The organism is Kocuria sp. SM24M-10 (assembly GCF_001027955.1).
Classification (GTDB): Bacteria; Actinomycetota; Actinomycetes; order Actinomycetales; family Micrococcaceae; genus Kocuria; species Kocuria oceani.
In genome coordinates this window covers 33,376-52,786 of record NZ_LDNX01000092.1, presented here as the reverse complement: position 1 = coordinate 52,786, position 19,411 = coordinate 33,376, and the positions used below count along the sequence as shown (strand labels likewise).

General features: G+C 68.5%; 17 protein-coding genes, 2 pseudogenes and 1 riboswitch. Of the genes and pseudogenes, 11 read left to right on the top strand and 8 right to left on the bottom strand.

The window, feature by feature from the left end; translation table 11 throughout:
- The first annotated feature begins 99 nt into the window (after nt 1-99).
- Nucleotides 100-212, top strand: a riboswitch (SAM riboswitch).
- A gap of 5 nt (nt 213-217) precedes the next feature.
- From ABL57_RS10485 to ABL57_RS10470, 4 genes and pseudogenes are all read left to right on the top strand, one after another.
- Nucleotides 218-1,522, top strand: a complete 1,305-nt coding sequence (locus tag ABL57_RS10485; protein WP_047803406.1) for an O-acetylhomoserine aminocarboxypropyltransferase/cysteine synthase family protein — start codon at nt 218-220, stop codon at nt 1,520-1,522.
- 43 nt (nt 1,523-1,565) lie between these two features.
- A pseudogene (locus ABL57_RS21845) lies at nt 1,566-1,739 on the top strand (PLP-dependent transferase); the annotation flags it as partial.
- A 203-nt stretch (nt 1,740-1,942) separates the two neighbouring features.
- Nucleotides 1,943-2,962 carry a DUF1852 domain-containing protein gene (locus ABL57_RS10475; RefSeq protein WP_047803440.1) on the top strand — a complete coding sequence of 340 codons (1,020 nt, stop codon included), beginning with the start codon at nt 1,943-1,945 and terminating at the stop codon, nt 2,960-2,962.
- Nucleotides 2,959-4,131 carry a methionine synthase gene (locus ABL57_RS10470; RefSeq protein ID WP_082157375.1) on the top strand — a complete coding sequence of 391 codons (1,173 nt, stop codon included), beginning with the start codon at nt 2,959-2,961 and terminating at the stop codon, nt 4,129-4,131. Before ABL57_RS10475 ends, ABL57_RS10470 begins: the two co-directional genes overlap by 4 nt.
- Nucleotides 4,132-4,485: 354 nt before the next feature.
- Here ABL57_RS10470 and ABL57_RS10465 read toward each other — a convergent pair whose 3' ends face one another.
- A complete protein-coding gene (locus ABL57_RS10465; protein ID WP_047803404.1) occupies nt 4,486-5,352 on the bottom strand; it encodes an alpha/beta hydrolase in 867 nt (288 codons plus the stop codon).
- Between the two features lie 318 nt (nt 5,353-5,670).
- Here ABL57_RS10465 and ABL57_RS10460 point away from each other — a divergent pair, with 318 nt between their 5' ends.
- Together ABL57_RS10460 and ABL57_RS10455 are read left to right on the top strand one after the other, a co-directional pair.
- Nucleotides 5,671-6,108, top strand: coding sequence for a hypothetical protein (locus tag ABL57_RS10460; protein ID WP_152683359.1), 438 nt, complete (start codon nt 5,671-5,673; stop codon nt 6,106-6,108).
- 286 nt (nt 6,109-6,394) lie between these two features.
- Nucleotides 6,395-6,646 (top strand): hypothetical protein, encoded by a 252-nt coding sequence (locus ABL57_RS10455; RefSeq protein WP_047803402.1) that lies wholly within the window; start codon nt 6,395-6,397, stop codon nt 6,644-6,646.
- A 608-nt stretch (nt 6,647-7,254) separates the two neighbouring features.
- On the opposite strand, the gene ABL57_RS10450 is transcribed toward ABL57_RS10455, so the two are convergent.
- Entirely contained in the window at nt 7,255-7,542 is a 288-nt protein-coding gene (locus tag ABL57_RS10450; protein ID WP_047803401.1) for a hypothetical protein, read from the bottom strand.
- Nucleotides 7,543-8,296: 754 nt separating this feature from the next.
- Here ABL57_RS10450 and ABL57_RS10445 point away from each other — a divergent pair.
- Complete coding sequence (locus ABL57_RS10445; RefSeq protein ID WP_047803400.1) at nt 8,297-8,734, top strand: VOC family protein; 438 nt, start codon at nt 8,297-8,299, stop codon at nt 8,732-8,734.
- A gap of 515 nt (nt 8,735-9,249) precedes the next feature.
- Nucleotides 9,250-10,890 carry an arginine--tRNA ligase gene (gene argS, locus ABL57_RS10440; RefSeq protein WP_047803399.1) on the top strand — a complete coding sequence of 547 codons (1,641 nt, stop codon included), beginning with the start codon at nt 9,250-9,252 and terminating at the stop codon, nt 10,888-10,890.
- Nucleotides 10,891-11,161: 271 nt separating this feature from the next.
- Here argS and ABL57_RS10435 read toward each other — a convergent pair whose 3' ends face one another.
- A complete protein-coding gene (locus tag ABL57_RS10435; RefSeq protein ID WP_047803398.1) occupies nt 11,162-11,551 on the bottom strand; it encodes a hypothetical protein in 390 nt (129 codons plus the stop codon).
- A 1,032-nt stretch (nt 11,552-12,583) separates the two neighbouring features.
- Between ABL57_RS10435 and ABL57_RS23020 the strand changes: the two genes are divergently transcribed.
- On the top strand, nt 12,584-12,889 hold the full coding sequence (locus tag ABL57_RS23020; protein ID WP_238986034.1) for a DUF1963 domain-containing protein: 306 nt from the start codon (nt 12,584-12,586) through the stop codon (nt 12,887-12,889).
- 147 nt (nt 12,890-13,036) lie between these two features.
- Here the strand turns inward: ABL57_RS23020 and ABL57_RS23015 are convergent, their stop codons facing one another.
- Nucleotides 13,037-13,483: a nuclear transport factor 2 family protein gene (locus ABL57_RS23015; RefSeq protein ID WP_047803396.1), complete on the bottom strand. Its 447-nt coding sequence runs from the start codon at nt 13,481-13,483 to the stop codon at nt 13,037-13,039.
- A 117-nt stretch (nt 13,484-13,600) separates the two neighbouring features.
- Here ABL57_RS23015 and ABL57_RS23010 point away from each other — a divergent pair, with 117 nt between their 5' ends.
- Entirely contained in the window at nt 13,601-13,843 is a 243-nt protein-coding gene (locus ABL57_RS23010; protein ID WP_053004890.1) for a response regulator transcription factor, read from the top strand.
- Between the two features lie 438 nt (nt 13,844-14,281).
- Here ABL57_RS23010 and ABL57_RS23300 read toward each other — a convergent pair.
- Nucleotides 14,282-14,578, bottom strand: a pseudogene (locus ABL57_RS23300) (helix-turn-helix transcriptional regulator); the annotation flags it as partial.
- 621 nt (nt 14,579-15,199) lie between these two features.
- A complete protein-coding gene (locus ABL57_RS23295) occupies nt 15,200-15,325 on the bottom strand; it encodes a hypothetical protein (RefSeq protein ID WP_256363812.1) in 126 nt (41 codons plus the stop codon).
- 321 nt (nt 15,326-15,646) lie between these two features.
- Between ABL57_RS23295 and ABL57_RS10415 the strand changes: the two genes are divergently transcribed.
- Nucleotides 15,647-16,162, top strand: a complete 516-nt coding sequence (locus ABL57_RS10415) for a putative immunity protein (RefSeq protein ID WP_047803395.1) — start codon at nt 15,647-15,649, stop codon at nt 16,160-16,162.
- Between the two features lie 273 nt (nt 16,163-16,435).
- Here ABL57_RS10415 and ABL57_RS10410 read toward each other — a convergent pair whose 3' ends face one another.
- Together ABL57_RS10410 and ABL57_RS10405 are read right to left on the bottom strand one after the other, a co-directional pair.
- Nucleotides 16,436-16,840, bottom strand: coding sequence for a TetR family transcriptional regulator C-terminal domain-containing protein (locus ABL57_RS10410; protein ID WP_053004889.1), 405 nt, complete (start codon nt 16,838-16,840; stop codon nt 16,436-16,438).
- A 560-nt stretch (nt 16,841-17,400) separates the two neighbouring features.
- Nucleotides 17,401-19,395, bottom strand: coding sequence for a glycoside hydrolase family 15 protein (locus ABL57_RS10405; protein WP_082157372.1), 1,995 nt, complete (start codon nt 19,393-19,395; stop codon nt 17,401-17,403).
- Nucleotides 19,396-19,411: the final 16 nt, after the last annotated feature.

Sequence of the window (19,411 nt, the reverse complement as noted above, 5' to 3'; positions counted from 1 at the left end):
ACCGCCCGGCCCGAATATGTCCCGACGTGTGGCTTTGTGACAGCCGACCCCACCGTCCGTTGGACTCTAGAGCCGTCCATCGAGTGGGATGAGCGCACCACACCATCCAGAGCGGCCGAGAGATCTGGCTCGACGACGCCGCAGCAACCAGTCAGCCGACCCTGGGACACCGGGACCGGCGGGCACGGTGCTACCGCCAGGACCGATGGAGGATCGAATGACTCACCACGCCACCCAACAGGTCCACGCCGGCTACGAGCCCGAGGCCCCCTACTGGCCGGTGGCCGTGCCCATCCACCAGACGGCGGCCTACCGCTTCCCCGATCACGCCACGGCCGCCTCGATGTTCCGGCTGGAGACCCCCGGGTTCACCTACAGCCGCACGGGCAACCCCACGGTCGCCGTGTTCGAGAACCGGCTGGCGGCCCTGGAGGGCGGGATCGGGGCCATCGGCACCGCCACGGGACAAGCCGCCGTCGCACTGTCCCTGCTGACCCTGCTCCACGGCGGCAAGCACTTGGTCGCCTCGAGCCAGCTCTACGGCGGGACGGTGGACCTGCTGACGGACACCTTCGCCGACTTCGGCATCGAGGTCACTTTCGCCGACCCGGCCGACCCGCAGGTTTGGGGCGCGGCGATCCGGCCGGACACCCGCGCGTTCCTCCTGGAGTCCATCACCAACCCGCTGGCCACCGTGCCGGACCTGCCGGCGCTGGCGGACATCGCCCACGCCTCCGGGGTCCCGGTCGTGGTGGACAGCACCTTGGCGACGCCGGTCCTGTGCCGGCCACTGGAACATGGTGCCGACGTGGTGGTGCACTCCGCCACGAAGTTCCTCGGCGGGCACGGGGCCGTCCCCGGCGGGGCGATCGTGGACGGCGGCACCTTCGACTACGGCGCAGCCCCGGAGCGGTGGCCCCAACTGACCCGGCCCAAGGCCCGCTACGGCGGACAGGCGCTCATCGACCGGCACGGCCGCGGCGCCTACCTGGCGCTGGCGCGCAGCAAGTTCCTGCCCGACCTCGCCCCCTCCCTCGCCCCGGCCAGCGCCGCCCAGTTCATCCAGGGCCTGGAGACCCTCGCCGTCCGCATCGCCCGGCAGGAGGAGACCGCGCGAACGGTCGCCGAGCACCTGGCCCGGCACCTCACCGTCGGGCGCGTCCACCACCCGGCGATCCCCGGACATCCCAGCGCCGCCCTCGCCGAGAGGGACTTCCCGCACGGCACCGGCTCGGTGTTCTCCTTCGACCTGGCCGCCGGCCCCGAGGCCATCGGCCCGTTCATCGACGCTCTGGAGCTGTTCCAGCTCGTGGCCAACATCGGGGACGTGCGCTCCCTGGTCAGCCACCCGGCGACCATGACGCACTGCCGGCTCACCCCCGACCAACGCCGGGCCGCAGGCATCACTGAGACCACGATCCGGCTGTCCATCGGACTGGAGTGTCCCGAGGACCTGATCGCCGACCTCGACCGGGCGCTGGCCACCGTACCGGCCTCGGCCCTGACCGGGGAGGCGCGCTGAGGTGACCATCCTGACCGACTCAGCACAGACGGACACTGCGCCGATGACCCGTCGGGGCTTCAATACGATAGCGTCGCACGCCGGCCAGGCCCCGGACCCCCTGACCGGGGCGGTCGTGCCGTCGATCCACCAGACCAGCACCTTCGTGCAGGACGGCATCAACGTGCTGCACGGCGGCCACGAGTACAGCCGGGGATCCAACCCGCCCCGGACCGGTCAGCGCCGCTTCACCGCAGCGGCCCGCGCGGCCCGGGGAACCGGCAGCCCGGAGGCCCGGATCGACGTCGTCCGGGCAGCGCCGGGGGTGCCGGGAGCATGACCGGGGCGACCTTCGGGAGGGCAGTGCACGAGCAGCAGGGAAGGACGTTCGAGAAGAGTACAGATCTGGCAGGCAGGCCCCCGGTCCACAGCGAGGAATCGATGCATCAGACCACCAGGACGAACGACTTCACGTTCGATATCAGCACGACCCGCTTCGATGAGGACTACTGCCCCTCGTCCAGTTCCCGAGGCACGACGAACTTCGCGAACCTGGCCCGCGGCGAGAACCGTCGGCAGAACCTCCGAAACACCCTGACGATGATCAATAGTCGCTTCAACGACCTGGCCCACTGGGACAATCCCAGCCGGGATCGCTATGTCGTGGAGATCGAGATCGTCTCCGTGGACCTGCACTTCGCCGCCGACGGCGACGACGCGGTGTTCCCCCTGATCGAGGTTCTCGACGTGCAGATCCTCGACACGCTGTCCAATGTGCACATCGACGGGATCGTGGGGAACAACTTCTCGTCCTACCTCCGGGACTATGACTTCAGCGTGGTGCTGCCGGAACACCACGCGAAGGCGTCCCGGTCCAGCATCCCCGATGACTTCGGCGAATTGCACGGGAAGCTCTTCACGCACTTCCTGGACTCCGAGGCCTACCGCGAGCGGTTCCGCCAGCCGCCCGTGATCTGCATCAGCGTCTCGAGCACCAAGACGTATCGTCGGCTCGAGAACCACCATCCGATCCTCGGGGCCGAGTATCGGCAGGATGAATCCTCCTTGACGGATCGATACTTCGAGAAGATGGGACTGCGGGTCCGCTACTTCATGCCCCGCGGCGCGGTCGCACCCCTGGCGTTCTACTTCCGGGGGGATCTGCTCAATGACTATTCCAGCCTGGCACTCATCGGTCTCATCAGCACGATGGAGGCGTTCCAGAAGATCTATCGCCCGGAGATCTACAACGCCAATGCGGCAGCTGGTCGGGTCTACCGGCCGAGCCTGGAGAGTCGAGACTACTCAGTGACGCAGATCGCCTACGACCGCGAGGAGCGCAGTCAGCTGGCCCTCATGCAGGGGAAGTTCACGGAGGAGCACTTCGTGAAGCCACACCAGACCCTCCTGGAACAGTGGGTCGCGGCCCACTGCGAACGAGAGACGGAGAAGCACCGATGAACACCCTGTTGCCCACCACCATCGTCGGCAGCCTGCCCAAGCCCTCCTGGCTCGCGGAAGGTGAGACGCTGTGGTCCCCTTGGAAGCTGGACGGCGAGGAACTGCGCGAGGGCAAGCGGGATGCGCTGAGCCTGGCCGTGAATGAGCAGCAGCAGGCGGGTATCGACATCGTCAGCGACGGCGAACAGACCCGTCAGCACTTTGTCACCACGTTCATCGAACACCTCAGCGGCGTCGACTTCGAACACCGGAAGACGGTGCGGATCCGTGACCGCTACGACGCGAGCGTCCCGACGGTCGTCGGCGCGGTGGGCCGTGAGCGGTCGGTTTTCCTCGAAGACGCGAAGGCCCTCCGCGCGCGGACCAGCCGGCCCATCAAGTGGACGCTCCCCGGTCCCATGACCATGATCGACACCCTCTACGACAAGCACTACAGGAGTCGCGAAAAGCTCGCCTGGGGGGAGTTCGCGAAGATCCTCAACCAGGAGGCCAAAGAGCTGGAGGCGGCGGGCGTCGACATCATCCAGTTCGACGAGCCTGCCTTCAACGTGTTCTTCGACGACCTCAAGGAGTGGGGCGTGGCCGCACTGGAGCGAGCGGCCGAGGGACTGCGCAGCAAAACGGCCGTGCATATCTGCTACGGCTACGGCATCAAAGCCAATACCGAGTGGAAGGCGACGCTCGGGTCGGAGTGGCGTCAGTATGAGATGTCATTCCCGCTCCTCCAGCAGTCGACGATCGACATGGTCTCCTTGGAACGCCACAACTCCCGCGTCCCGGTCGAGCTCATCGAGCTGCTCCGAGGTAAGGAGGTGATGGTCGGGGCCATCGACGTCGCCAGCGACGCGATCGAAGCCCCGGAGGAAGTGGCCGGCACCCTTCGGCAGGTGCTCCGGTTCGTCGATGCGGACAAGCTGTATCCGAGCACCAACTGCGGCATGGCGCCACTGGCTCGAAAGGTTGCGCGAGACAAAATGATCGCTCTCGCTGCGGGTGCGGAGATCATTCGAGCGGAACTTTCGGGGGTAAGCCTCGAAGTGACGGCCAGCCAGGGGAGTTCAAGACCCGACGGTCAGCCCCGCCTGACGCCCGAGGGAAACGTCCCCGCTAGCAGCCCCGGGAACGGACGGGACCGAACTGCCGCCCAAGCCCACGGTCCGACGTGCTGAAGTACCAAGACGGACCAGTCGCCATCACGGGCACCATCGTGACTCGCCCGGTGCGGTAGTCCACGACCCGGCCATCGGGGTACCTGCGGGTGTTGCCGCTCGTGAAATGGTTTCAGCAGTTTCTCCAAGGCAGTCGCCGGGCGCAGATGGCAGTGATGGCCAGGGCGAGGACAGCGGTGACCTGCCCGGCGGCGTCGGCAGCGGCGATCGGGCGGGCATCTGACAAGACACTAGGGCGGGTGGAGGCGGCCAAGGGCACACCGTGGAAGACATCCAGTCGGGGTAACGCACCACCCGCTTCACATATGGGTCGGTTAGCGGCGGACCGTGTTTCGGTGAAGTTCCGGTTCGTGTCTACGGTCGTGGGGTTTCCGGGGTGGGGAGATGGTCGTCGAGGTAGTCGGCGGCGAGTTGGGCGATCTCGGGCCAGCCGTGGTCGATGGTCAGGGAATGCCCGCGGTGCGGGACCTCCACCAGGGCGGTGGGGTGGGGGTTGCGCTGCTGTTTGGCGTATTCGCTCCGGACCACGCCGAGGGGGACGAGCCGGTCGGTGGCCGAGCCGATCAGCAGCATCGGCCCACGGTCGGGGTGGCGCCAGTCGGCGGTGGCGGCGGCCACGGGGGCGATCTGTCCTGCCACGGCCTCGAAGAGTGGTTTGCCGGGGCATGCCACGTGCTGGGTCTCCCACAGGTGGCGGGCCTCCTGCTCGCCGACCTCGTTGGCCCAGGAGTAGCGGAACTGCGGATAGCTCAACCGCACGGCTCGGCCGAGGTTGGCAGGATTCGTCAGTACCGGGGCGCCGCCGCGGACCACCGACCAGCGCAGCCCGAAGGCGCCGCGGAACGGGGCGGGGCTGACCCCGACGGTGGCTGCGGCCAGCCCCATGCCGGCGAGCTCGTGGGTGACCAGCCCGCCGAAGGAGTGGCCGATCAGGCCTGGGGCGCGTTCGAGGGCGGCGATGACCTCGGCGGCGTGCTCGGTCACATCCTGCACCCCGATGCCGGCCAGTGTCTCGGGGTGGGCCAGTGCTTCCTCGACGGTGGGCGGTTCACCGGGGCACTCGAGAGCCACGGTGGCGAGACCGCGGTCGGTGAGGAACTGACGCCACGGCGCCCACCCGGGGGCGATGGCCCACAGGCCGTGGACGAGCAGGACGATGCGGCGCCCGGAGGCATTCGCTTCTTCGATCTGTTCCCGTTCGGTGGCGGAGATGGTGCTCATGATCGTCTCCTCGTGCCTGTGCTGACCCGCCGACGCCCGCGATCAGGTGTGGCCGCTCCGGTCATGGATGCGGCTTCGGTGCGGTCACGACTGTTCGGGTTCTCTCCGGGGACCTCGAGGGTCGAAGATGTGGGCGGTCCTTCACACACGATTTCCGACATTCAAGAGGGCCGACGCCGCGAGTCAGGCGAAGCGCCGCTCCGGATTCGCCGACCTGTCCGATAAGGGTCTACAGGTGATGGCCCCGAGCGTGGCTCTTGCGTCGTGGCGCGGGTGCGCGGCATACGGTGGGGCTATCGAGCGGAGAGGCCTGATCTGGTGAGACGAGCCCTGCACGTGCATCGGCTGAGCACCTATCTGGTGTTCCAGGCGCTCACCCCGGTGCTGGCCCTGGGCTACGCGGCGGTTCTGTCACCGGGTGGCTGGTCGGGCTGGGTGCTGTGCTGGGCGGTGCTGATGGGGGTGGGGTTGGTGTGGACCCAGCTGGTGTGGGGCCCGTGCTGGGCGGCCGGGGCCGACTACGGCTTGGCCGCCGGGATCCGGGTCCCCCTGATGTCCGTCGCCGGTGCGGCGCTGATGCTGCCCTTCCTGATCCTGAACGTGGTTCTCGACCCGGTGTGGTTCCTCTACGTCCTGGTCTTCACCCCCTACGGGGTGGTGGCCGGGTTGCTCGGTGGGGTTGTCCTGGCCGTCCGGGACCGCGGTGTCGCCCCTTTCTCTCACACCCACAACGCCGTCGAGGCGAGCCACCGCTAGGAAGCTGTGCGCCCGCGGGCGTTCCTGATCTGTCCACGCTGCAGATGGGGTTCCACACAACCCCCGTTCTCAGAAGGCAAGTCAACTCAAGTCACCTGATCTTGCCATCGTCTTCTGGCTGCATCACCGTGACGCCACGGGGAGGTGCGGCCTCGAAGCTGTCTCACGATGTGGACGCGCACCACAGGCCCTGCCTTGATTACTGACGAGTAAGGTTACTAGCCTGTTTTGCATAGACAAACGTCTAGTGCTCGTTTCTAGGAGGCACCCCATGGCAGGAACGTTGATGAGCGTCGCCACAGGCGCGGGCGGCATGGCCACGGCGGCGGCCATGATCCAGCTGAGCCTGTCGATCAGCACCAGCGGTGCGCTGGAGCCGGCGGCGATCGCTCTGCTCATGATCGGGGCGGTGGCCTTGATCGCCCGTGTCGTCGTGGACTTCGAGTCCCGGTCGCGGCAGCACGTGGATCGGACCAGGGCACAGATCGAGGCCCGTCGACACCACCAGCAACAGCACCTCCTGGACGCACGGTCGTAGCTGCCGCTGCAGCCGTTCGCGCCCGAACACTGAGAGCCACAATGGCCAGGTTCCTTCGAGAACGTCTCAGCGACGCAGCTTCGCACATGGCCCGATCGGCGGCGATCCGTGCTGCGGCTGGGGTTTCCCGGGGTACGTCGGAGACGTGCGTCATGGCGACCATGGCGCTCTGGAAGAGACGGCGACGTGGCCACTCAAGCGTTCGCGATCACACACCTCTGCTTCCTTTGGTGAACGACCTGGTTCCGGCGGGTGTTGTCGGGGGCGGTGGCATGAGGGAGGGGACTCTGCTGCTCAGAGGGGATTGCCTGTGGCCCCTCCATCTTTGGGACAGGCCGGTGATGCTACGGATCCGGGGATCCGCCGCGATCGGTGCGTGCCCGGTTTGAGGCGGAGAGCAGAAGGGGCGGCACCGGCCGGGGGGCCGATCCCGCCCCTTTTCTGCTGGTCTGCGGCAGCGATGCCGGCGGCAGGAAAGCCACGGCCCCGAGACGGAAGGCCTCGCGCGTGCCGGTGGCGTAGGTGAGGGGCGGAGCCAAGAGGACGGTTCCGCCGCGGTCGAGGCGTGCGCGTAAGATCCTTCGCTGTGCCCGGTTGCCCGATCCGCATCATGGGTCGGCGCTCTCCTGGGGGCCCACCTGGTATTCCCGCAGGTCCAGCAGCTTGCGTTCCCCCAGTCCGTCCTCGAGGATCCAGACCACGCCCAAGGCAACCGAGACAGTCTCCACCGTTCCGGTCCAGTGCACCACCCCACGGAACCGGGCCTGTACCAGCTGTCCCGGGTGCAACGGCTGTGCCCCACTCCCCAAGTTGTTCCGATCCGCGGTGTCGGTGCCGCGGCCGATCACGGCGGCGTTCTCGGGCACCCCGCGCTCGGCGGTCTCATGCGAGCTCATGATCCATCCTGCCTCCTGGTGTGCGCCCGTCGAGGACTGTGACCAAAAGCGGCGCTGACCTGGGCTGACGCGTCTCCTCCTCCGTGGTGCGGTGAATGGGGGGCGAACCCGTCGCGCTCCGTGGGTTCGCGGCCGGATCGGGCTGTGAGGGGCGTCGTTCTTGCGGGCGCCTAGGGAGGGGGCCCGCAGGTGCGGGTCTTGTGGGCAGACGCTTGCCCCCACCCCAGGGAGGGCGGCGGCAAGCGGTCACGGGCAACGCATCCTGTGGGTGCACCCGGACCGGCGGGGCAACTGGGTTCCCAGGTGTTGATGCAGCCGAGGAACTGACGTTCTTCGAAGACCGGCAATCCGACACATGATTATCAGTACACTTAGCGACAGCGATGCAGTGTGACCGGCCGGCCCGGTTCCATTCAGCTCTCGGGGCGCGGGGCCTCGTCGCGCCCCAGGTCAGAGGGAAGTCGTACACCGGTGCTGGACGGGGAGCCTCTGCGGGCTGCCGATCCAGCGAGTCAGGCCCACACCACCCCAGGACCAGACGCCGACGACTCCGACTGGCTCGAGCCCCTCGGCCAGGACCACGGGACTGTCGCAGGAACCGGGCCAACGGCGGGCGTGCCTCCGCCGCCCCACGTACGACCCGGTCGGCAGCGGGCCAACTCGCGGTAGACGTGTCACGGCAGAGGGGCCGTTTTCCGGAACTGGGTGAAGCGTCAACCTGAAGTGGTTTCCTCGGCCGGGTAGCATGCATCGCATGTCCATCAAGTTCGAGAACGTCGGCATCGCCGTCCGTGATCTCGAAGCGGCGATCGCCTTCTTCACCGACCTCGGGCTGACCCTCCTGGGTCGTGAAACGGTCAGCGGTCAGTGGGCGGACACCGCTGTCGGTCTCGACGGCAACCACGCCCACATCGCCATGCTCCAGACACCGGACGGCAACGATCGCCTCGAGCTCTTCGAGTACATCCACCCCGCAGCGATCGAGACGGAGCCCACCCGGCCCAACGAGATCGGCATGCACCGCGTCGCCTTCTCGGTCGAGGACCTCGACGAGTCCCTTGAGATCGCCGCCCGGCACGGCTGCCACCCGCTGCGCGGCGTGGCGACCTATCAGGATGCCTACAAGCTCGCCTATGTCCGGGGGCCCAGCGGCATCATCGTGATGCTCGCCGAGGAACTCAAGAGGCGCTGACGACACGTCGATGGTCGCGTGACCATCGACTTACGGGACGCCGTCGCCGCAGGAGGCCATGCGCGTTACATGTGGCCCATCCGCGGCGCACTTCGCTGCGGTAGCAGTTTCCCGGCGGACGCTCTGCACCGTACGCGAGTGTCCCCTGTGGGGAGCCGTCCTTGCGGTGTCGTCGGGCAGTGTACTTCGGTCAGGAAAGCGGACCTGCAGCGGCATGCGCTCCACGCCTGGAAGGCGCTGCTGTGGCAGTTCGACGGGATCGTCGAGTATGGCGGGCAGGGCCCGCATTCTCGTGCGCTGGGCAGTGTGGCCTGCCTTGAGGGTCCCAGCCGGCCTGCGGCCGGAGCGCCGAGGGCCTCGGCGTCGGCGCGCCGCTGCCGGTCACAGGCTGGGAGCAGCTCCTGGTCCACATGCCGCACCCATGTTCCGGACGTGGTGCATGTCGCCGTCGCGCATCGGCAGCGACCGTGTCAGGGCGATCGGGGCGCTCCACACTGCGGCGTTATGCTTCACGGGTGAATCCAGAAGAGCTGTCCGCCGCCATTTCCGCTTGTCTGGAGGCCGCCGTCGAGGCCGGTGACTTCGATGTCGAACTCCCCTCGGAGGTGCGTGTGGAGCGACCGAGGAACCGGGAGCACGGTGACTGGGCCACGAACATCGCCCTGCAACTGGGCAAGAAGGCGGGGATGAATCCGCGCGGGTTCGCCCAGATGCTCAGCGGCCGCCTGGACGGCATCGACGGCGTCAAGAGCGTCGACGTCGCCGGCCCGGGCTTCCTCAACATCACCCTGGACGCCGGCGCGGTGGGCGAGCTCGCCCGGACCGTCGTCGAGGCAGGGCCTGCCTACGGCACGAACGACGCCCTCGCGGGCCACACCATCAACATGGAGTTCGTCTCGGCGAATCCCACCGGGCCGCTGCATCTGGCCCACACGCGCTGGGCCGCACTGGGAGACTCGATCGCGCGTGTCCTGCGCGCCAGCGGTGCGGCGGTGACGGCCGAGTACTACATCAACGATGCCGGAACGCAGATGAACACCTTCGCCGCCTCCGTCCTGGCCACCATCAGGGGCCGACCGGTCCCGGAGGGCGGCTATCCGGGGGAGTACATCGCCGATCTCGGCCGCCAGGCGCTGACTGCCCGGCCGGAGGTGGCGGACATGGATGACGACGAGGCGTTGCCGATCGTCCGGGAACTGGCCTATCGAGCGCAGATGGCGGACATCAAGGAAACCCTGGCCGACTTCGGCGTGCACTTCGACGTGTTCTTCTCCGAGTCCGCCCTGCACGAGGGCGGAGCCGTGGGGCAGGCGGTTGACCGCCTGCGGGAGCAAGGACACGTCTTCGACCTCGATGGTGCCGTCTGGCTGCGCACCACCGACTTCGGCGACGACAAGGACCGGGTCCTCATCCGGGCCAACGGTGAGCCCACGTACTTCGCCTCCGACGCTGCGTACTACCTATCGAAGAAGGACCGCGGGTTCCCCGAGAAGATCTATCTGCTCGGTGCCGACCACCACGGCTACATCGGCCGGTTGAAAGCCATTGCCGCCTGCGCCGGGGACGACATGGAGCAGAACATCCAGGTGCTCATCGGCCAGACGGTGTCCGTGAACGGAGCCCGCCTGTCGAAGAGGGCAGGGAACATCATCGAGCTGCGGGACCTGTTGACCTGGCTGGGCAAAGATGCGCTGCGATACTCGCTGGGCCGGTCGTCGGCGGACTCGGCGATGTCCATCGATCCGCAGCTGCTGCAGAAGAACACCAACGAGAACCCGGTGTTCTACGTCCAGTACGCGCATGCCAGGACCCACGCCGTCGCCCGCAACGCGGTGTCGGCCGGAGTGGACACCAGCAGCTTCGACGCCGCGTCGCTGAGCCATCCCACCGAGAGCGACCTGCTGGCCGCGCTCGGGCAATTCCCCGGCGTGGTCGCCCAGTCGGCGACCTTCCGGGAACCACACCGCGTCGCCCGGCACCTCGAGGTCATTGCCGGCACCTACCACCGTTGGTATGACGCCTGCCGGGTCGCTCCCCTGGGAGACGCTCCGGTCGAGGACGTGCACCGCTCACGCCTGTGGCTGAACAATGCCACGCAGCAGGTCCTGGCCAACGGCCTCGACCTCCTCGGGGTTTCCGCACCCGAGAGGATGTGACCGAGTACGCATCAATCTGTCCCGTGCCGGGTTCAGCAGAGCTTGCCGGTGTGCCGCGTGATTGCCGGAGGCAGACCCGCCCCGGCACGTGGATCGGAAGGTGCTGACGTCCCGCACCGCGCATCCAGGAGATGCCGTCCTGTCGTTGTGGGCAGCTCACGACGGGGGCGTTCCTGAACGCACATCCCGTGATGGACCGGGTGCTGATGTGCGGCGGCGGAGGGCAGAGCAGGGCAGCGGTGGCAGGGTCATAGGATCGGACGACCGCGGTTCACCTGCCTCGTGCGGCCAGCCACACCGAGCAGGCGAACAGCGGGGCGGTGAGCACAGCAGCCGCGATCACCGCGGTGCCCAAGGGCACCCCGTTGCCGCTGTCGTTGCCGAGGGCCTGAGCGGCGATGCCACCGCCCATGCCCAGCCACAGGGCGGCCACTGCTTCTGCCAGTCCGAAGTGCCGGGGGCGTGTCGTGCGGGCGCGTGCGCGAGTGAAGTTGCCCAGCATGACCAGCACGATGAGTGCCCCGAAGACGACGGGGCCACGGGCCCCGCCCCACAGGTCGGCGCCCAGATAGAGGAGCGCGGTCATGAAGAAGCCGCCGATGAGCGTCCAGCTCGCCAGGATCAGCGCCTCGCTCCGGCCGGAGCCACGGTCTCGGGTCACGGGAGTCGCCGCGGATGTCGATTCGGTGTGAGGCAGTGCGTCGTCTCCGTCCATGTCTTCACGGTAGTGATCACTCCGCTGATGGCCAACAGGCACGGGGGAATGGGCCAGGTCGCCGAACGGCGTGGGCGGAAGAGGCAGGAGACCCGCATGAGACTCGTGCGGCACTCGTCCGTGCATTCCATCGGCCCAGCCCTGGCCGAGGCGGCTCAGGCACGCACTGTGTCGCCGTTGGGGTTCCCGCTCGGGCTCCGACGACGTCGGCGCAACGTGCTTCCGCTGCAATTGGCGACGAGCTGCGCCGGAAGCTCCTCTGGTGCGCGCGGTGTCCGCCACGCAGGGTTGTGCAGGTGTTCCCGGTGCGCGAGGAGTTATGGTCGCACTTCCGGAGAGCTCCGGCAGTAGAGCTCCTGCGCGAGAGGACTTGATGAGCGAGCAGCCCGTCACCGTAGAGGCTCCGCTGCACGGGCCGTGGGGACAGATCCAGTCCTGGTTGCAGGCCGGCCCACCCGGAGCCGTCCGGCTGCTGGAGCAGGTGGCTTTCTCACCGGTGCTCAGCGACCAGTCCTTCGCCCCCGGCGACGAGGAGCTGCGCGAGCTATGGGGCTCCGGCGGATGGGTCAGCTGGCTGGGCGGTCCCGCCGCAGCACCCCTGGACGGGTGGCCGCGCACGGTCGATGGCACCGCCCTGGCGCACGTGCTCACCCTGCATCTGGCCGATCTTGCCGGGGTGCTCGATGACCAGGGCAAGGCCGTGTGGTCCGGACTGCGGGAAGGGCTCCCTACCGTCGGGGTGCTGGAGGTCTTCCACGATCTGCGCACCTTCGGCTCGGACGCCACCGATCAGGACCGCGGCGCCTGGGTGGTGCGCTGGGTGGCGGACCCTGCGCGCACCGAGCTGGTACAGCCACCAAAGGGGGTCGACACGCCCTCGGCGGTGTGCCAGGTGGTGCTGGCCCTGCCCGGGTTCACCCTGCCCCGGCCGCCGATGCCGCCGGTGGGGCGGAGGAGGAATACGAGACCGCCCGGGCCGTGGAAAAGTCGGTACGACGGGCGTGGCTGGCCCAGCGCACCGGCTCCACACGGGGCCATCCGACATTGGTCAGCCACGTCTACGGGCACAGCCAGCACGGGGAGATCCGTGCCCGGGCCCTGCTGCACAACGTGCTGCCGCTGAGCGCTGCCGGTGATGAGCACCGCCTGGTCCTGGACCTGGAGAGCTGGACGGCCCTGTCAGGGTGGTTCGGCGACGCCGGCAGCCTCGAGGTCTGGATGCGCGACTCCGACCTGCAGGCCCGTCGATTCGACCGCGCGTGGTGCCTGATCCGCACCGACTGAACCGGATCCACGGCCGGCGCCCTGAGCGACCGCCTCAGATCCCGGCCGCCTATCGCAGTTCGGTCTCCTCTCATCGGCAAGGACCACGAAGGATCCGTGCGGGCCACGGAGCGAGGTGGGTTGACGGCGAACTCTGGAAGGGGGCGCCTATCGTCGATGCTCTGCATCGCCGAGCTGGCCCCGGATGTCATCCACGTCGTAGTACCGGTGTTCCTCCACGATCTCCCCCTCCGGCCCGAAACGACAGAACAACGCCACCGTGAACTCCAACGGGCGCCCGGTCGGCGGTCGCGTCCCGGTGGCCAGGACCAGCAGCCCGGCATGCACCCCACGAACCGTCACCTGCGCCGCCGCGCAGTCCTGATCGACGACGACGCGGTTCAGCTCCGCGCTCACATTGGGCAGGGCGACCATGTAGGCCCGGGTGTCGTCCTGGACGGGTTTACGCCCCCGCAGCGGTTGCCGGTAGGCGGGATGCACGACCCAGGCGTCCTGCCCGTAGAGGGCGGCGACGCCCACGGCGTCGTGGGCGTTGAAGGAGGCCACCCACCGGTGGATGACATCCCGGTGCTGATCCGCTGATGAGGTGCTCACGATGCGAGTTCCTGTTCTGAGGTCCTGTCTGGTGCGGGGTGCTCTTCGAGAGTAGGAGGCCGCGGCCGGGTCCCTGATGACCTCACCGGATGTTCCCCGGATCGCCGTCTGTTCGACATGTCCAGCGGAGCTCGGGACGTCGCCCCGGATCCGCTGGCGGGGCTCAGCGACCGCGAGCACGAGGTCGCCGAGGGGGTCGCCCGAGTCCTGTCCAGCACCCGGATCGCCCAGGACCTGTACCTGTCCGCACCGGCCGTCAAGACCCACGTCGGGCGCATCGTCACCGAACTCGGCATCGACAATCGGTTGCGACTGGCCATCCGGGTCCTCGAAAGCCGCCAGGAGACCACCTCCGGGTGACACGACCGCCGGCTTCCAGCCCTCGACGGCACCCTGGAGCCGGCGCTTGCCCGCGTCTGCATCATGAGATCTGCACCGTGGGGAATGGCGAGGGCCGCAGGAGTCAGTCCAGGGGTGCGATCGCCAGCCACAGTTCGACGTGGTCCGGGCGCCCGTGCTGGTCGAGGACGGTGGCTGGGAGCTCGGGTTCTGCCAGCCGTTCGTAGGGGGTTGGCCGGGGACCACTGTCTTTGAGCACGTCCAGGCCAGCTCGTCGCGGAATCGCTCCATCGCCGCATTCGGGCCGTGGTGGACCAGCGGCATCCTGCGCCGTCGCCCGAGGAGGGTGAATGCTGCCTCGTCCTGGAGCCGGTAGTCCATGGGGCGTGTTCCTTCTACGGAGAGGGAGAAACGCAGCGGAGGTCGGGACCGCAGCACCGCACCCGAGCGTCGGGCGTCCGCCGGGCCCGCTCCGTGCCCGGCACGGAAGGCTCTGCTGAAGGCGTCGGCCGAGCCATAGCCGAAGCGCACGGCGATGTCCTGCAGCGGTTCTTCACCGGCGAGCACGGGCGAGGCTGCAACGGTCATGCGCCGGCGCCGAACGTACTCCGAGACGGGCATGCCCGCCAGGACCGAGAACATCCGCCGGAAGTGGTGCTGCGAGGTCAGGGTGATCCGTGCCAGGGCGGCGACGTCGATCGCACCGGTGCCCCGGTGCGCGGCGCCCTCGGCGAGCTGCTGCTCGATGTGGGCCATCGCTCTGTTCCACGGTTCCATGCTTGGCCTCTCCTGCGTTTCTGTTGACAAGTCCACGCTAGGCCGCCGGCGGATGGGAGCGCACGACGATCCGTGCCCCTCCTGATCGGGTTCTCATGCCCGATACCGCGGTGCGAACTCCGTGGTGGCTCTCGTGACGGCGACCGGCAAGGCTCCGATCGACCGCTGCATCCACGGCACTGCAGTCAGGGGCGTTGTTGGGGTCGGTGGGGTGTCGGGTTGTTGTCAGTCGGCCAGACCTGCGTGCTGGGTCAGGGCGTGGGCCCGGAGTCGTCGTGGGGGCTGGGCGCCGTCGATGGGCAGCCGGTAGAGCCGGGGGCGGTACCTCGCCACCGGCAACCGGGCCGGTCCCTCACGGTCAAGGACAAGCCCCCGAAGGCCCTGGGCAGTCGTTCCGCCGGTCGGCATCCCGTCCGCCTGGGACCGCGCCATGGACGCGAGGGAGCGTCCCCGGACGTCACTGCCGGTGAGCTCCCCGACGGTCCACCGATCGAGGGCCGCAGACGGGCCCGAGGACGGTCAGTCCATCCCTGCCGTTCGGGGCGATCGCTGTCCCGACGAACCAGAACCATGCGCACGCCGACCACAGGCAGGCCCGGCTCAGCTGCCCGTGACGGCGTCAGCCGAGCCGCGGACGCTGGGCAGCGGTCCGGTCTCCCCGCGGCGATGCGTGCGGTGCTCGTGGTGCAGCACCAGGGCGAAGGCCAGTGCACCGACGACTCCCATGCCCGTGTGCGGCAACCAGTACCCCGCCCTGTCTCCCCGCTACCCCGGGCAGGGACGGCGTGAACGGCGATCACCAACCCGGTGACCACGAGCGCGCCGGCCAGGGCACCACCGCAGCGACCAGTGGTGCCGGCAGCTCCGCGGTGTCATCTCGCCTCTCCCGATCCTCGTGGGCTCAACGCAGCCAGGCCGGGCCCCTCGTGTCCGTCCGCACACATGGGGGAGAGCTGACGAGAACGGCGGCTGCGGAGCCGGACATAGGCTGGAGCGAGCGCGACCGTAGGTCTTTCGTTCACACCCGTCTCTGTGGAGCTGGCGACCATGATCCTCCCGAAGGTCCGCGACCCCCGTCTCGTGACCATCCGCCGCGGTGGCACCTTGACGGACACCGACCACCGCCTGCTGGCGCTCTGGGCGGCATCCTGCGCTGAGCACGTCCTGCCCCTCTTCGAGTCGGCGCACCCCGGCGACCTGCGCCCGCGCGCAGCCATCGACCATGTCCGCGCCTGGGTGCGCGGGGAGCTCACGATGATGGAGTCCCGGGCCGCCGGAGGCCACGCCATGGGGGCGGCCCGGGACAAACGCGGAGCGGCCCGGCACGCCGCCTACGCCGCCGGGCAGGCCGGCGCGGTGGCGCACGTGGCCGCCCACGAGCTCGGCGCGGCCGCCTACGCGATCAAGGCCGCACGAGCCGCCGCCGTGGACGGTGAGGCCGAGGCCGCCGGCCGAGCAGAATGCCGGTGGCAGCGCGAGCAACTGCCGGACGGCATTCGCCAACTCGTGCTCGAGGACCAGCGATTGCGCAACGACATCTGCTGGCGGGTCTTCGACTGCTGAGCACACGGGGATCCTTCGGGACGCTCGACTACGTGACCTGACCCGTTGCAGCAGGAGTTCCTGTCTGATCCACCTCGGGGAGGTCGCCGTCGGCGCCGCCGCCATGGGACGCTTCCTCGCGCTGCTGCAGAAGAACGCCCTGAACCGCCGTCGCTGAGCCACTCTGCCGGTGCAGCAGTCCCAGGGGGACCACTGGTCAGCTGTATCGCCGCACCCCGCCCTGCCCCCGCGGGTCTGAACGGAAGCGCCCAGCAGCGCCACCTCGCAGGCGGATCAGGTTGATGTCTCTGAAGCGATGCGCGCAAGCTCCTCGCGCAGGATCTCGATCGCCCAGACGCTGTCCTCCGAGGGGAACTGCATCAACAGGTGGAGCGCCAGTCCCTCGATGAGCGCGTGCAGGCGGCGTGCCTGATGGAGGATGTGCTCGTCGCGCGGCCGTCCTGTGAGCAGTTCGACGAGCCGGGTGCAGCCCTCGCCCAGCTGTTGGTAGGCGTGGTTCCTGATCGTCACCAGTTCCGGCAGTGCGGGAGCCTCGGCGACGAGCGCGATGTTGACCTCCAGTTCCGCCCTGCTGTGCGGATCCAACGGCAGCAACTGCATGAGAACGTCGAGCGCGTACTGCTGCGCATCACCGGAGGAGGGAAGGGCGACGATGCGGTCCGTGGCCCGTTGCACCATGAGCTCCGCGGAGAACCTCAGCAGCCCCGCCCTCGTCAAGCGCTACGGAACGGATTACACGAAGGAAGCCTGGAAGGACGCCGCCCGGACCGGGCTCGCGGTCGGTATCGCCGCCGGCATCCTGTGGATGCTCATGACCCTCATCGCCGACCCCAGCAGGACCCAGGCACTGCTCGGGGTCTACCCGATCCTGGGCATCTGGTTCGCGATCGACTTCATCTGGGCGATCAGCTACACGGTGTGGCCCAGACGAACGCCTGCGGTGAAGACACAGACGACCTCGGACGAGGTCGGTGGGGAGCACCGCCGGCGATGCAGAACGATCGTGGTCGACGCTGGCGGCAGGAGAACGCGCTACGAGCTTGCCTTGCCGAATTCCGAGGCGCTGAAACTCGCGGGCGTTGCTCAAGGGCACAGCCCATGCCGCGCAAAGGTGTCAGGATCGGGCGATGTCCCCTCGGGGTGCCGGGCAGAACGGCGCGCTTCCACGGCACGACCGGATGCCCCCAGCCGGGTCAGCGGAGGCGACGGACCCGTGCGGAGGAGCCCTCGGGTCACGACTACGTCGTCCCCGAGGGGCCGTCGAGGCGCTGGTCCAGCACGTTCCGGGGTGCGCCTGCGGCGTCGTCGGGGCGTCTTTGACGTTCGTTCAGTCGCTGCTTGCCGATGGCCTCCTCGACGGCGTCGGCGGCGCGAATGAAGCCGAGATGGCTGAACGCTTGCGGAAAGTTGCCGGCCAGCCGGCCGGAGGTGGGATCGTATTCCTCGGCGTAGAGGCCGAGGTCGGTGGCGTAGCCGGCCAGCTGCTCCAACAAGGCCTGCGCCTGGCGGTGACGGCCGCTGTGCGCGTACTGCTTCACGAGCCAGAAGGAACAGATCAGGAACGGGTACTCGTTTCCGGGCAGGCCGTCGAGGCCGGCCTCGGTGCGGTAGCGGTGCAGCAGTCCGGACTCGTCCAGCAGGTCCTGTTCGATCCGGGCCACGGTGCCCAGCATCTGAGGGTCGTCGTAGGAGAGGAAGCCCGTGTGCGGCAGTTGGAGCAGGGAGGCGTCCACCTCGGTGTTGTCGTAGGTCTGGGTGAAGCAGTTCAGTTCGGCGTTGAACCCCTTGTCCAGGATCTCTTGGCGCAACCGGTCCCGCAGTTCCCGCCAGCGCTCCACCGGGCCGTCGAAGTCGTGTTCTTCCACGGCCCGTACTCCTTGGTCGAAGGCCGCCCACATCATGGCGCGTCCGTGGACGAAGAACGTCGGTTGCCCGCGCATCTCCCAGATGCCGTGGCCGGGACGCTCGAAGTTGTCCTCGCAGAAGCGCAGCAGGTTCTTCTGCAGCCCCCAGGAGTACTCGTCCTCCTCGATCCCCGCGTTGCGCAGAGCGGCCAGGGCGAGCATGACTTCTCCCACGACGTCGGCCTGGTACTGGCCCACGGCGCCGTTGCCGATCCGCACCGGGGTGGAGCCCTCGTAGCCGGCCAGGTGGCTGAGGTCCGTCTCGGGCAGCTGACGCTCACCGGCGATCCCGTACATGATCTGGAGGTCTTCGGGGTGCCCGGCCACGGCTCGCAGCAGCCAATTGCGCCAGTGCAGTGCTCCGTCGGTGAAGTCGTGTGCGATGAGCGTTTCGATGGTCAGAGCCGCATCGCGCAGCCAGGTGTACCGGTAGTCCCAGTTGCGCACGCCACCGAACCGTTCGGGCAGGGAGGTGGTGGGGGCCGCGACGATTCCACCGGTGGCCTGGTGGGTCAGGGCCCGCAGCACCATCAGGGACCGCAGCACCAGTTCGTCGTGGCCGTGGTGGCTATCCACCCGCTGGGACCAGTCCTGCCAGTAGGCCACCGTCCGTTCCCGGACGTCCTGGGGTTCCACCGGGGTGGGCGGGTAGCGGTGTGACTTGTGCCAGGTGAGCACCCAGTTCAGGGTTTCGCCGGCGGTCAGGCGGAAGATTCCGGTGAGCCGGTCGGCGACGGCGCCCTGGTAGTCGTCGGGGTGTCCCTTCGGGGAGACCTCGTGGCGGTGTTCCATGCCCTCCTGCGGCTCAGTGCGCTGGGCTTCGTGGGGGTGCAGCAGCGGCCCGGCGAGCAGCAGGGCGTTGGGTCCGGCGACCGAGAGCAGCCCCTCGCGGGCGGTCCCTTGCAGGTCCACCCGCCGGGTCCAGGGTTTGGCCCGGTTGTAGTCGAAGCGGATCCGCAGATCGTGCTCGATGGTCACTGTGCCCCGGGTGCACGTCACCTGCCGCACCAGGTCCGCCTGGCGGTCGCTGGGTGGCATGAAGTCGGTGACCACCGCTGTCCCGGTCGGAGTGGCCCAGGTGGTCTCGAGCACGAAGGTGCGCGGCAGGTAGCGGCGGGAGAGGACCCTCCCGTCCACGGCGGAGAGCTTCCACCGTCCGTCCTCCGGGCCTCCGAGCAGGGCCGCGAAGACCGAGGGGGAGTCGAAACGGGGGAAGCACAGCCAGTCGATGCTGCCCGCACGGGACACCAAGGGCCCGGTGCGCAGGTCGGACAGTAAGGCGTAGTCCTCCAACGGGGTGGAGGCGGTCTCAGCGCGGTCATCGCTCATGCACATATTCAACCAG